General features: G+C 65.5%; 14 protein-coding genes. 5 read left to right on the top strand and 9 right to left on the bottom strand.

Features of this window, described 5'->3' with window-relative positions:
• Nucleotides 1-84 precede the first annotated feature (84 nt).
• From hflD to AC5P5W_RS16740, 4 genes are read right to left on the bottom strand one after another with little or no spacing between them, the layout of a single operon-like run.
• A complete protein-coding gene (gene hflD / locus AC5P5W_RS16725) occupies nucleotides 85-699 on the bottom strand; it encodes a high frequency lysogenization protein HflD (RefSeq protein ID WP_049439883.1) in 615 nt (204 codons plus the stop codon).
• Nucleotides 696-1,838 carry a tRNA 2-thiouridine(34) synthase MnmA gene (mnmA, locus tag AC5P5W_RS16730; RefSeq protein ID WP_032961890.1) on the bottom strand — a complete coding sequence of 381 codons (1,143 nt, stop codon included), beginning with the start codon at nucleotides 1,836-1,838 and terminating at the stop codon, nucleotides 696-698. The genes hflD and mnmA overlap by 4 nt, the downstream gene beginning before the upstream one ends.
• Nucleotides 1,835-2,296 carry an NUDIX hydrolase gene (locus AC5P5W_RS16735; protein ID WP_014647078.1) on the bottom strand — a complete coding sequence of 154 codons (462 nt, stop codon included), beginning with the start codon at nucleotides 2,294-2,296 and terminating at the stop codon, nucleotides 1,835-1,837. Before AC5P5W_RS16735 ends, mnmA begins: the two co-directional genes overlap by 4 nt.
• A 1-nt stretch (nucleotide 2,297) precedes the next feature.
• Nucleotides 2,298-2,771 (bottom strand): hypothetical protein, encoded by a 474-nt coding sequence (locus AC5P5W_RS16740; RefSeq protein ID WP_014647079.1) that lies wholly within the window; start codon nucleotides 2,769-2,771, stop codon nucleotides 2,298-2,300.
• A 112-nt stretch (nucleotides 2,772-2,883) separates the two neighbouring features.
• On the opposite strand from AC5P5W_RS16740, the gene clpS reads away from it, so the two are divergent.
• The gene (clpS, locus tag AC5P5W_RS16745; RefSeq protein ID WP_006444529.1) at nucleotides 2,884-3,210 is read left to right on the top strand and encodes an ATP-dependent Clp protease adapter ClpS; all 327 of its coding nucleotides are present in this window, start codon (nucleotides 2,884-2,886) and stop codon (nucleotides 3,208-3,210) included.
• A gap of 161 nt (nucleotides 3,211-3,371) precedes the next feature.
• On the opposite strand, the gene AC5P5W_RS16750 is transcribed toward clpS, so the two are convergent.
• Complete coding sequence (locus AC5P5W_RS16750) at nucleotides 3,372-4,184, bottom strand: APH(6) family putative aminoglycoside O-phosphotransferase (protein ID WP_197574276.1); 813 nt, start codon at nucleotides 4,182-4,184, stop codon at nucleotides 3,372-3,374.
• Between the two features lie 138 nt (nucleotides 4,185-4,322).
• On the opposite strand from AC5P5W_RS16750, the gene clpA reads away from it, so the two are divergent.
• Complete coding sequence (gene clpA / locus AC5P5W_RS16755; RefSeq protein ID WP_014647082.1) at nucleotides 4,323-6,608, top strand: ATP-dependent Clp protease ATP-binding subunit ClpA; 2,286 nt, start codon at nucleotides 4,323-4,325, stop codon at nucleotides 6,606-6,608.
• Nucleotides 6,609-6,680: 72 nt separating this feature from the next.
• Here the strand turns inward: clpA and AC5P5W_RS16760 are convergent, their stop codons facing one another.
• Nucleotides 6,681-7,055, bottom strand: a complete 375-nt coding sequence (locus AC5P5W_RS16760; RefSeq protein ID WP_229767389.1) for a hypothetical protein — start codon at nucleotides 7,053-7,055, stop codon at nucleotides 6,681-6,683.
• Here AC5P5W_RS16760 and AC5P5W_RS16765 point away from each other — a divergent pair.
• On the top strand, nucleotides 7,048-7,209 hold the full coding sequence (locus AC5P5W_RS16765) for a hypothetical protein (protein ID WP_160314155.1): 162 nt from the start codon (nucleotides 7,048-7,050) through the stop codon (nucleotides 7,207-7,209). The two genes, AC5P5W_RS16760 and AC5P5W_RS16765, sit on opposite strands and share 8 nt — an antisense overlap.
• A gap of 55 nt (nucleotides 7,210-7,264) precedes the next feature.
• Here AC5P5W_RS16765 and infA read toward each other — a convergent pair whose 3' ends face one another.
• Both infA and aat read right to left on the bottom strand, forming a co-directional pair.
• A complete protein-coding gene (infA, locus tag AC5P5W_RS16770) occupies nucleotides 7,265-7,483 on the bottom strand; it encodes a translation initiation factor IF-1 (protein WP_005409596.1) in 219 nt (72 codons plus the stop codon).
• Nucleotides 7,484-7,569: 86 nt separating this feature from the next.
• Entirely contained in the window at nucleotides 7,570-8,310 is a 741-nt protein-coding gene (gene aat / locus AC5P5W_RS16775; protein WP_014647084.1) for a leucyl/phenylalanyl-tRNA--protein transferase, read from the bottom strand.
• A 198-nt stretch (nucleotides 8,311-8,508) separates the two neighbouring features.
• On the opposite strand from aat, the gene AC5P5W_RS16780 reads away from it, so the two are divergent.
• A complete protein-coding gene (locus AC5P5W_RS16780; RefSeq protein WP_481444841.1) occupies nucleotides 8,509-9,768 on the top strand; it encodes a hypothetical protein in 1,260 nt (419 codons plus the stop codon).
• A gap of 21 nt (nucleotides 9,769-9,789) precedes the next feature.
• On the opposite strand, the gene AC5P5W_RS16785 is transcribed toward AC5P5W_RS16780, so the two are convergent.
• Nucleotides 9,790-10,914: a GNAT family N-acetyltransferase gene (locus AC5P5W_RS16785; protein ID WP_197574275.1), complete on the bottom strand. Its 1,125-nt coding sequence runs from the start codon at nucleotides 10,912-10,914 to the stop codon at nucleotides 9,790-9,792.
• Nucleotides 10,915-11,105: 191 nt separating this feature from the next.
• Between AC5P5W_RS16785 and AC5P5W_RS16790 the strand changes: the two genes are divergently transcribed.
• The gene (locus AC5P5W_RS16790) at nucleotides 11,106-12,668 is read left to right on the top strand and encodes an N-acetylmuramoyl-L-alanine amidase (protein ID WP_197574274.1); all 1,563 of its coding nucleotides are present in this window, start codon (nucleotides 11,106-11,108) and stop codon (nucleotides 12,666-12,668) included.
• The last annotated feature ends 49 nt before the right edge of the window (nucleotides 12,669-12,717 follow it).

Consider the following 12,717-nt stretch of genomic DNA (forward strand, 5'->3'; position numbering starts at 1 on the left):
GTGCCGGAAAGGGATCCGACCCCTTGGGCAGGCGCAACGGGGTCGGATCCCTTTTCCATGGAAAAGGGCTCTGACCCCACACCCTCAGGCCAGCAGGCGGTCCACGGCCTCGATCATCGCCTTGCGGCTGAACAGGAAGTCCCAGTAGCTGCCGCCCAGCTGGCGCCACAACACCGCCGAACGCACCGCGGCCAGCAGCAGGGCACGGATCTCCGCCACCACGCCGGCCTGGCCCAGGTAGTGCGGGTTGCCCTGCACCATCACCCGCGGTTTCAGGTGGCTGATGGTGTCGGCATACAGGCCGCCGAGGTTGGCCAGTACGTCCGGGTGGCCACTGTCGCCCAGTTCGGTGGCCTGGCGCTGGGCGCGCTCGATGCCCGAGGCGACCTTGTTCACGGTCGCCCCATCCTGCACGAAGCGGCGCTCCAGCTGCAGCACCGACAGGGCCAGCTTGGGCAGCATCGGGTCCTGGCCCTGGCTGCGGAAGTAGTTGTGCAGCAGGCGCAGGCCGGACTTCAGTGCATGACGGTCACCGAACACCGCCTGCGGCGAGGACGCATCCACGCGGAACACGCTGTCCACGGCGGTGCGCACGGCGGCGGCGTCGGAATGGCCGGTATCGGCGATGCGGCGCACCTGCTGCAGGGCCTGGGCAATGCCGGCCAAGGCCAGGACGCGGTCGTCGACAGTGAAACTCATGCAGCGATTACCTCAAAAGGGGAGGGGGTGGTGCGCAGGCGTTGTTCCAGCGGCGCATCGGTGGCGGCGATCACCGCGCCGCCCAGGCACACATCACCGTCATACAGCACCAGCGATTGACCGGGGGTAACGGCACGCTGCGGGCGCGCAAAGGTGACCAGCACGCTGCCATCGTCCAGCACCTGGACCGTACACGGCTCGTCGGGCTGGCGGTAGCGGGTCTGGGCGGTGCATTCGAAGCGCCGTGCCGGCGGTGAGCCGGCGATCCAGTGCGCGGTTTCCGAACGCAGGCGGTCGGACAGCATCCACTTGCTGTCGCGGTCCTGGTCCACGTACAGCACGTTGCTGGCCACATCCTTGCCAACCACGTACCACGGCGCGGCCGGGCGGCCACGCACGCCGCCGATGTTCAGACCCTCGCGCTGGCCCAGGGTGAAATAAAACACGCCCGGGTGTTCGGCAATCACGCTGCCGTCGGCCGGGTCGAGGATCTGGCCGGGCTTGGCCGGCAGGTAGCGGCCGAGGAATTCGCGGAAGTCGCGCTCGCCGATGAAACAGATGCCGGTGGAGTCCTTCTTGGCGTGGGTCGGCAGGCCGACGTCGCGCGCGATCCGGCGCAGGTCGCTCTTTTCCAGGTCGCCGATCGGGAACAGGGTGGCTGCCAGCTGTTCCTGGCCCAGTTGATGCAGGAAGTAGCTCTGGTCCTTGGATCGATCGGCGCCGCGCAGCAGCAGCCACTGGTGGCCGCGCTGGGCCACCCGTGCGTAATGGCCGGTGGCGATGCGCTCGGCGCCCAGCTCGCGGGCGGCGTCCAGGAAATGCTTGAACTTCACTTCACGGTTGCACAGCACGTCCGGGTTCGGGGTGCGGCCGGCCGCGTACTCGGCCAGGAAGTGCTCGAACACGCCCTGCCAGTACTCGCTGGAGAAGTCCCGGAAGTGGAACGGGATGCCCAGCAGGCCGCACACGGCCACCGCGTCGCGACGGTCATCCTCGGCACGGCAATCACCGCTGCCATCGTCGGCCCAGTTCTGCATGAACAGGCCGGCCACGGCCTCGCCCTGCTGTACCAGGCGCCAGGCGGCGACCGAGGAATCGACGCCGCCGGAGACGCCCACCATCACACGCGGAGTGCTCATGCGACCTCCCGGACCAGCGAAAGCGGGTGGCGCTGGCCACCCAGGTAATCCGCCACCACCTGCCACACCAGCGGGCTGCGCTGGCGCTCGCCGGCGGCCTGCAGCTCGGCCGGGGTCAGCCACAGCGCGCGGTCGATGCCGGTGTCCAGCGGCTGCGCCGGATCGTGCGAAACCGGGCGCGCCGCGTAGCAGAAGCGCAGGAAGGCCGTGCCGTCGCCGGCAGTCCACTGGTAGCAGCCAATGAAGTGGGTCAGCTGCACCGTCCAGCCGGTTTCCTCGCGGGTCTCGCGCAGGGCGGCCTCGGCCAGGCTTTCGCCCGGCTCGAGGTGGCCGGCCGGCTGGTTCAGCACCTGGCGGCCGTCAATGGTCTCCTCGACCAGCAGCACGCGGCCGCCGTCGATCACCACGGTGGCAACGGTGGCGTGCGGTGCCCAGCGCGGGTCCGGCGTGGCGTTCAACTCAGAACTCGTCCTTCTTGGTCAGTTCCAGCTCCATCGCGTCGGCGGTGCGGATGGCCGCATCGATGGCGTCGCTGAGCTGGTCGGCGGTGGCATCGGCGTCGATCTTCACCACGAACATGGCAGTGGTGTCCTGCTTTACCCAGCCGCCCATCTTGGCGTCCTGCGAATCTTCCAGCAGGCGGTTGGCCACGGCCACCGGGAACTGCTTGGTCTTGGCGCTGTAGGCCGGCGACCAGATCTCGCGGATGTTGTGGCTGCCGAAGTCTTCCACCGCCGAGCGCACGTAGACCATCTGGGTGCGGTCACCCTCGACGTCGAAGACCATGCGGTAGTCGCCATCCTCGTCGACCTCGTAGGTGTAACCCAGCTTGTCCAGGTGGCGGGCCACGGACTTGTCGGCCTGGGGCGCGGCGGTGGCAGCACCGGCAGCGGCCAGGGTGATCAGCAGGGCGGGCAGAAGGGTCCTTTTCATGAAGATCCTGTGAAGCAGTGTTGAAAGAAGCTGCAATTGTGACGTTGGGCGTGCGTGCCGTCCAATCTGCGGCGGGCCGACGCAGGCGCGGTGCAACCTCTATAATGGATGGATGCCCCATGAGTCCTCCCCCGATTCCCATCACGAGCACGGCGTTGCCGTGGAGCCCGCGCGCCCGGAAGTGGCGCCGCCGCCGTTCTACCAGGTGATGCTGCTCAACGACGACTACACCCCGATGGATTTCGTGGTGGATGTACTGCAGCAGTTCTTCAGCATGGACCTGGACAAGGCCACGCAGGTGATGCTGCACGTCCATACCCGCGGCCGCGGGGTCTGCGGCGTGTTCACCCGCGAGGTCGCCGAGACCAAGGTTGCCCAGGTCAACGAGTATTCGCGGATGAACCAGCACCCGCTGCTGTGCACGATGGAAAAGGCCTGACCGGCTGCCGATCCTCGTCCGGGTACATCGACTCCGGACACGGCGTGCCCACCAAGGTGGGCACCTACCAAGGCAGAAACCTGTAGAGCCGAGCCCATGCTCGGCTGCTTTTCGTCCCGGCGCAATGATCCCGGATGGAGTGCGCCCACCACGCGCGGAGGTCACGCCTCCGCCAACGCCTCCAGCGCCATCCGCGCCACCGCTTCGTCGATGTCGGCGGGGTCGCCATCGTCCCGGAACCACACGGCCGACAGTGCCGCGCTGGCGGCGATCCAGCGCAGCAGGCGCGCCCGTTCCAGCCCAGCCAGCGCGCTGACCTGTTCCAGCCGGGCGGCAAACCGCTCGGGCCGGGTGGCCACATGGATGCCCGGGCCACAGAGGTCCGGGTTGCTGAACATTGTCGTGTAGTCGAACGCGCGGTCGCCCAGCAGCCGCTTCGGGTCGATCGCCAGCCAGCCACGCGCGCCGAAATCCAGCACGTTGTCGTGGTGCAGGTCGCCGTGCAGCGGCCGGATCTCGTGTTCTTCCCGCAACACCCGCTCCGCCAGTGATCTGCACTGTTCCAGCAGTGGCGGCAGCGTGGCCCTTGGCTGCAGCAGGTCGGCGAACCATGTACGCAGGCAGACCAGTTCCGCTGGCGGCGCGCTCCGTGGCCGGTGCAGCTGCCGCAGGACCTGGCACAGGATCGTGGTACAGGCATCATCGTCGCCCCCGATCGAACGTTGCCGCAGCGAATCGCCGTCTGCACGCTCGATCAGGATCGCCGGCCCCTCGTGGGCCAGCAGGCGGGCGGCACCATCGCCGTCCCACCAGCGCAGCAGGCGATGGCCGTTCTGCTCCTCGGTTTCGCTGCTGACCTTCAGCATCGCCGGTTCGCCGTCGGCGGTCAGCACCGGCCAGAGCTGGGCGTGGGGCGTCTCGATGGCCGCGCCATCACGCCGCAATCGCCAGCGGCTCAGGTAGGGTTCGCTCATGCTGGGTGGGCTGTCCTGGAGTGAATGAAGATCAAGCGATCTGCACTGCTAACGCCATCTGAACGCAGCAATCCGCTAGGGTGATGGAAATCGCGTAGTCAGGCCGCATATTGTCCCCATCTGCCGCCGGAGTAATCCATGTTCAGCAAAGACCTCGAACACACCATCGGCCAGTGCTACAAGCGCGCCCGTGAGGCCCGGCATGAATTCATGACGGTCGAACACCTGCTGTTGGCACTGCTCGACAACCCGTCCGCCCAGGCCGTACTGAAGGCCTGTGGTGCCGACGCCGAACGCCTGCGCCAGGAGCTGGAGCAGGCCATCGAGGCTTCCGTGTCCCGCCTGGCCGAAGATGACGGCCGTGATACCCAGCCGACCCTGGGCTTCCAGCGCGTGCTGCAGCGGGCCGTGTACCACGTGCAGTCCTCGGGCAAGAAGGAGGTCACCGGCGCCAACGTGCTGGTCGCCATCTTCGGCGAAAAGGACTCCCATGCCGTCTATTACCTCAACCAGCAGGACGTGACCCGTCTGGACGTGGTCAATTACCTGTCCCATGGCATCGCCAAGCTGGGCGAGGAAGGCGAGCAGCCGTCCTCCTCCTCCGATGGCGAAGGCCGCATCGAAGGCGGGGAGGGCGAGCCGAAGGGTGATGCCCTGACCGAGTTCGCCAGCAACCTCAACGAACAGGCGCGGTCCGGCCGCATCGATCCGCTGGTCGGCCGTGCCGACGAGATCGAGCGCACCATCCAGGTCCTGTGCCGCCGCCGCAAGAACAACCCGCTGTACGTGGGCGAGGCCGGCGTGGGCAAGACCGCGATTGCCGAGGGCCTGGCCCGCCGCATCGTCGAGGGCTCGGTGCCCGACGTGCTGGCCGACGCGGTGATCTACTCGCTCGACCTGGGCGCGCTGGTGGCTGGCACCAAGTACCGCGGCGACTTCGAGAAGCGCCTGAAGAGCGTGCTGACCGCACTGAAGAAGGTCCCCAATGCGGTGCTCTTCATCGACGAGATCCATACCATCATCGGTGCCGGTTCGGCCTCGGGTGGCACCATGGATGCGTCCAACCTGATCAAGCCGGCGCTGGCCTCCGGCGAGCTGCGCTGCATCGGCTCGACCACCTTCCAGGAGTACCGCGGCATCTTCGAGAAGGACCGGGCGCTGGCCCGCCGCTTCCAGAAGATCGACATCGTCGAGCCGACCGTGGGCGAGACCTACGAGATCCTGCAGGGCCTGAAGTCCAAGTACGAGCTGCACCACGGCGTGACCTATTCGGACGAAGCGCTGCAGGCGGCGGTGGATCTGTCGGTGAAGCACATCGGCGACCGCCTGCTTCCGGACAAGGCCATCGACGTGATCGACGAGGCCGGTGCCCGCCAGCGGCTGCTGCCGGAAGGCCAGCGCAAGGAGCTGATCGACGTCGAGGAAGTGGAGGCGATCGTGGCCAAGATGGCGCGCATCCCGACCAAGCAGGTCAGTGCCACCGACAAGGATGTGCTGCAGCACCTGGAGCGCAACCTGAAGATGGTGATCTTCGGCCAGGACCCGGCCATCGAGACGCTGTCCTCGGCGATCAAGCTGGCCCGCTCGGGCCTGGGCAATCCGGAAAAGCCGATCGGCAACTTCCTGTTCGCCGGCCCGACCGGTGTCGGCAAGACCGAGGTGACCAAGCAGCTGGCGCTGCAGCTGGGCATCGAGCTGGTCCGCTTCGACATGTCCGAGTACATGGAGCCGCATTCGATCAGCCGCCTGATCGGTGCCCCTCCGGGCTATGTCGGCTTCGACCAGGGCGGCCTGCTGACCGAAAAGATCGTCAAGACGCCGCACTGCGTGCTGCTGCTGGACGAAATCGAAAAGGCGCACCCGGATATCTTCAACATCCTGTTGCAGGTGATGGACCGCGGCGTGCTGACCGATACCAACGGTCGCGAGGCCAACTTCAAGAACGTGGTGCTGGTGATGACCACCAATGCCGGCGCGGCGCAGGCCTCGCGGCGCTCGATCGGCTTCACCAAGCAGGACCATGCCACCGACGCGATGGAGACCATCCGCCGCAGCTTTACCCCGGAATTCCGCAACCGACTCGATGCGGTGGTGCAGTTCCAGGCGTTGGGCTTCGAGCACATCCTGCGCGTGGTCGACAAGTTCCTGATCGAGCTGGAGATGCTGCTGCAGGACAAGCACGTCAGCCTGTCGGCCACGCCGACCGCGCGCGACTGGCTGGCCCACCACGGCTTCGACCCGCTGATGGGTGCGCGCCCGATGGCCCGCGTGATCCAGGACAAGATCAAGCGTCCTCTGGCCGACGAGCTGCTGTTCGGCAAACTGGTCAACGGCGGCAAGGTGAACATCGATGTCCGCGACGACGAGCTGGTCGTCGAGACCCAGGCCGAGCCGGAGCGCCTGCTGCCGGTCACGGTGGAGTGAACTGACGCCGGGCGTGGCCCGGCGGACCTGAAATGACAAGGGCGGCTTCGGCCGCCCTTGTCATATGCGCCATCAACGGCCGCGCTGGCGGGCCTTCTTCTGGAAGGTGGCTTCGTCGATCGGTTCGATCTGCGCCACCCGGCAGTGGTCGGCATCGGTGCGCAGCTGGCTGCGGCCGGCGCTGCACAGCAGGCCCTGCTGGCCTTCGGTGATGAAGCTCAGTTTCCGCGAGTAGCCGGCAGTGGAGCAGTCGTTCTGGAAGTGCACGACATAGTGGTCCTGGCCATTGCGCAGCAGGATGTTCCGCGAAACGCCGGCGCGCACGATCTGCTGGTCGCTGCCCAGCTGGATGCAGTCACTGGCCGTGGAGGGGGGCTCGGCGGCGCGCACAGGCGATGCGCTGGCGGACGCGGCAACGGCGACGAGCAGGGCGGTCAACGTGAGCATGTTCATGGCGGGGCAGGGGAATGGCGATCCGGACTGGATCGGGCCCCACGATGCGGCCACGGATGAAGATGCGAATCTGCCGCAAGCAGGGCTGACCGACGCCACGGTGCGTTCGGTCACGATGACCTCCGGCAGGGCCGGATTGCAGGCATGACAAAAGGCCAGCAACCAGGGCTGGCCTTGTCGCAGTGGCGCAACGCGCCGACCGCTTACTTCATGCGGTAGGTGATACGACCCTTGGTCAGGTCGTACGGGGTCATTTCAACCTTGACCCGGTCACCGGTGAGGATGCGGATGTAGTTCTTGCGCATGCGGCCGGAAATGTGGGCGATGATTTCGTGCCCATTTTCCAGGCGAACGCGGAAAGTGGTGTTCGGCAGCGTCTCGCTGACGGTGCCCTCGAACTCGATGGAATCGTCTTTCGACATGTAGTCCTGTGCGGTTCAGAAAACGGCCACGCTGGGCCTAAGGCGCAGTATTTTACGCGTGACCGGCCCAGCTTGCAAAGTTTGTGTTAACCCCCGGCCAAACGCTGTGCCGGCAGGCGTCCGACCGCCTGCGTCCACGGGCCTTCACGGCCGTCGTGGCGCACCGCGTGGCGGACGTGCTGCAGGAACGCCGCGCGCGGCAGGTGCTCGGCGCCCATCCGCAGCAGGTGCGGATTCTCCACCTGGGCATCGATCAGCGCCCAGCCCCAGCCGTGAAGCGTGGATGCCAGCGCGGCCAGGGCGATCTTGGAGCCGCCGCTGGCGCCACTGAACATGCTCTCGCCGAAGAACATCGTCCCGATGGCCACCCCGTAGATGCCGCCGACCAGCGTCTGCCGGTCCCAGACCTCGAAGGAGTGGGCAAAGCCGAGGTCATGCAGCTGGCTGTAGGCCTCGACCATGTCGGGGCTGATCCAGGTGCCGTCCTGGCCGGGCCGCGGTGCCGCCGCACAGGCGCGCATCACCCGGCTGAAGGCGGTGTCGGCGGTGACCTCCCATGTGCTGCCGCGCAACTGGCGGCGGAAGCGGCTGGACAGATGCACGCCATCGGTACGGAACACCATGCGCGGGTCGGGCGACCACCACAGGATCGGCTCGCCCTCGCTGAACCATGGAAAGATGCCGCCCGCATACGCGTTGAGCAGGCGCGCCGGGTGCAGGTCGCCGCCCACGGCGAGCAGGCCGTCGGGCTGGCGCAGGGCGGTCTCGGCCGGCGGGAAGGGGGCGTCCGGCGCGTCGGCCAGGCGCCAGGGCAGCTGGCGGGTCATGCCGGCATTGTATTCGTCGCGGTGACGCGTGATGTCTGCCGCCATGACTGTCCACCGACGACCGGCCCCGCATGAGCGCGTGGCTCACCTGTCGGCTTCGCTTCTTTTTGGGATTTGTTGCATTCCCCTGAACGGTAGTGCCAGTCACCCTGTGGGCTCATCTTTCAAGCGCGGACTACCGTGAGAACTACTGACACCGTGCAAGAACTGCTTGAGATGGCCGGAATGTCGGCTGGCTCAGATAAAGCCATGGTTGCGATGCTGGATCTCTATGAGGGTGATCCTGCCGCCGTCTCGACACTGCTCATCTTGGCGATGAAGGCCCCTGTGGAGAGGAGCGGGATGCTTACGGCTGCGGCTGAGTTGCTGCCGGATGACAGTGTCGCAGAGGTGTGCCGATTTGCCTGGGGCGAGTTCAAGAGCGGTAGCCGCCATTGGCTGGCGGCCAGGATCGCGGCGCAGGCGGCCTATCGTCTCCCCAGATTGCTTCATGATGACTGGGATGCCGTCCTTCGCCTGTCGGCACACGAGCCAATAGAAGGCCCGTTCTGGCGGGAGCTGCCGATTGAGGTCGGTCGGAGATGGATTCAGGAGGCAAGAGGGCCGTCGTCGTCTGATGCTGGTTTGCCGGGATTACCCCTGGAGATGAGTGGGGTCGTGGAGTTCCAGGACGCCGCGCGTGACCTATCCGGTTCACGGGATGAGCCATGGGCGGCAGTTGGAAGGGAGGGATTGTCTGGTCTTGAGCTGGGCTCGGGACGCGCGCTGCATGGAGGGCGTGGTCTCCATCTGCGTTTCAGTGCGCAGCACCAGCGCTTGCAGCTGGCAGAATCCACAAGGGTCGAGCGCCGCCTCCAGCGGCTGCATCCCACCTGGAAGGACGGGAATGCGCAGGCAACGGGGCATATGGGCGGTCGCCTGGAAGGGCGATGTGGAATATGCAACTCCCCGTTGCAGCGCTTGCTGGAACTGGAGCTGGCGTTGATCGGCCCGTGCACCCTCTCGAAGGTGACGCTCGGCATATGTCTGGACTGCCCCGACAACGGAGAGTCTGGTTGGTGCCACGGAGATCCCGTGTATTTCCGCCACGATACACAGGGCCTTCCCAGCGCCCATGAATCGCAGGTATTCGATCCGCGGGCATGTCCGGAAACGTCAACCAACCTGATCGAGGCGGAGGTCGATCTGGTCGAGCTTCCGGGTCGGTTCTGGCAGCCGCCGAGCTATGTGGGTGGCTGGCAGAACTACAGCCGGGTGGGCGGACTGCCATCCTGGATCCAGAGCGGGCTCTATCTGTCCTGTCCCGATTGTTGCCGCACGATGTTCTTTGTCATGCAGCTTGATTCCCACATTCCATTGGACGATGGCTCCCTGATGCAGTGGATGAACGGAGGCATGCTCTACACGTTCTGGTGCGACCAGTGCAGGATCAGCGGGCACTACAGCCAGTACAGCTGAACCAGTCGAGCCAGCTCGGTACTACGATTCTACGCGGAACGGCCCATGCCCCTGCAGCTCCTGCTGGTAGCGCCGCACATCGCGCCGTTCCTGCCGGCACCAGTCCTGCAGCGCTTCTGCGAACTCCGCATCAGCCACCCAATGCCGGCTGCGCACCAGCGTCGGCAGGAAGCCCCGCGCGAGCTTGTGCTCGCCCTGTGCGCCCGGTTCGAAACGGGTCAGCCCTTCGCGCAGGCAGTATTCGATGCCCTGGTAGTAGCAGGCTTCGAAGTGCAGGCCGGGCAGGGTGGCGCCGCCCCAGTAGCGGCCGTACAGCGTGTCACCGCCGCGCAGGCAGAGCGCGCCGGCAATCGGCTGGCCTTCCTGCTCGGCCAGGAACAGTACCAGCCCGCGCCCCAATGAAATGGCCAGATGGCGCAGGAAGGCCTCGGTCAGGGCCGGGGCATTGCCGTACTCAAGGAAGGTCTGCAGGTAGAAGCGGTACATCGCCTGCAGGTCGGCGCGGCTGGCGTCGTCGCCATGCACCACGCGGAAGGTGATGCCCTGGCGGGCGACCTTGGCCCGTTCCTGGCGGATGTTCTTGCGGTGCTTGTGGTTCATCGCGCCGAGGAACTGGTCGAAGGTCGCCCAGTCACCCGGGTTCTGCCACTGGAACTGCACGTCCTCACGCAGCAGCCAGTCATCGCCGAACAGCGCCTCGTCCGCTGCGGCGTGGAAGTTGATATGGGCCGATGACACGGCCAGTGCCGGCAGTGCATCGCGCAACGCCGACAGCAGCGTGGTGCGCTCTGAATCCTGACGGGCCAGCAGGCGCGGCCCGGTGACCGGCGAGTACGGAACCGCGCCCAGCCACTTCGGGTAGTAGTCGCGGCCATGGCGGGCATAGGCGTTGGCCCAGGCATGGTCAAACACGAATTCACCGTGGGAGTTGGTCTTCAGGTAGCCCGGAATTGCGCCGATCAGGCGCTCGCCCTCCCACAGCGTGAAGTGCCGGGGCTGCCAGCCCCAGTCCTCGCGCAGGCAGCCGTGCTGTTCCAGGCCGGAGAGGAAGGCGTGGCTGACGAACGGGTTCTGGCCGTCGTGCAGGGCATCCCAATCGGTGGCGGGAATGGACTGCAGGGAGTCGAGGAAGCGGGCGGAGGGCATGGTTGGCAAGGATAGGCCAGGTGGATCACGAACGGTGTTGGCGAGGCTGGGTTGGTTTGTTCCGGTTGGGGGTGAGGAAAGTTTGAACTCTCCATCCGTGTGCGCTTGGTTGCGGAATGCCTGAATGCACAGGGGCAGAGTGAGCTGCGCCGCTGGAGCGGTGCATTCGCTCTTTGCATGGAGTAGCCAAAATGAACCAGGAATTTCGCCTTGGATCCCTTTCTGTCCTGCTGTCTCTTCTGGGTGGCGGACTGTTGATAAGCCCCGCGCAGGCCGTTGACGCTCCTCCTGCGGTGGAGCAGGACACTGGGCTCGACATCCTCTTGACCCAGAAGGCGCGCGACATTCTGGAGCGCGTTCGTCTCGTGGATGGCCAGGCACGTAGTCGCCGGGTTGAGGTATCAGCAGATATCGCCAACGGTGTAGTGACCGTGGCGCTGGATCGTGACTTCGTTCCTGCCGATTACGGACCGTCGTTCGAGGATCAGCGAAGCGAGATCAGTTTTGGACTACTGCATTGGGCCGAGCAGGTGGCGCCGTTCAGTCGTGTCGTTTTTCTGTATGACGGGAAAGAGATCGAATACTACTTTCCTGAGATAAAGGCTGCGGACGATGCGGCGCGGAAAGCGGGGGATGCGCTGAGGCGGATGCGTGGAACGCCTGGGTCCGGGATGGCATTTGTCGCAGCCGGCCATGGGTATTTCTACAGCTACAAGGACAACCGGTGGGTGACCTCAAGGGATGAATGGAATGGCGTCTCCGAGGGATTGTTGACTCCGTCGTACGCTGCGGAGCTGAAGGCGATGATCGAGCAAAGGAACCAAATGCCTGTCGTCCGTCCGCGCGTTCAGATCACGGGAACGACTCATCCTCCGAGTGGTGAGGAGTGGTGGACCATAGCTGCGCGCCACGCGATTGCCGAGCAGTATCCGGCCGAGACAAAGATATGGAACACGTACGCAGGCAGTACGCTTTGGGATCGGGAGGAGCGTGAAGACATCAACAGTCGGCCGCTTCTCGCAAACCACCACGGAGCTGAGGTAGCGATTCATCTGCACAGCAATGGAGAACCCTCGGGGGCCGCGCGCGGTACTCGTGTGATCGTGCAACCTGGTAGGCCGATGGATGCTGCTCTTGCAGAGAGTGTCCTGTGCTCGATGAAGGAGCTGATTCACTCGCTACCTGAGTATGCGGCATTCACCGTGGCTCCCGCTCCGCACGCGCTGAACAAGGGGGAGAACCGAGAGGCGCACATGCCATCGATCATCGTAGAGACGGCGTTTCACACGAATCCGGATGATGCCAAGGCGCTGCAGGACCCCGTCTTCCGCTCGGCGTCGATGAAAGGGGTGGAGAAGGGCTATCGCCTGTGGGCAACAGGAAAGACGTGTGAGCCGCTGTCCGGGCAGCCGATCGCAGATGTCGACGTTCCATCCGGCGACTCGCGCGAGGTGGACGTGGCGTTTGCGGGCCATCCGCAATTCCCGATCAGCCTGATCACCCGCAATACGCTGTGCCCATCAGGGTGGAACTGCAGCGGACGGACGGTGGTCATCGATTCGCCTGACCAGCCCAGCAGGATGCAACTCAGCTGCGGTCGCGACAGCGTGGGGACGCTCGGCTGGGAGACGCATGTGTTGGATGCGGATGGGGTCAAGTCGCAGCCCGTGCCTCACACCGTTCGTTGTGTTCCCGATGCGGCCGGCCCTGATCGAAATGGCTTGCCTGAGAATACGGCTGCCGCAGGGATGTAACGAGAAAGGCCGACGCTTTCGCGTCGGCCTTTCTCCTGAGTCGAGCATG

The organism is Stenotrophomonas sp. YJH_SMC_123 (assembly GCF_059368215.1).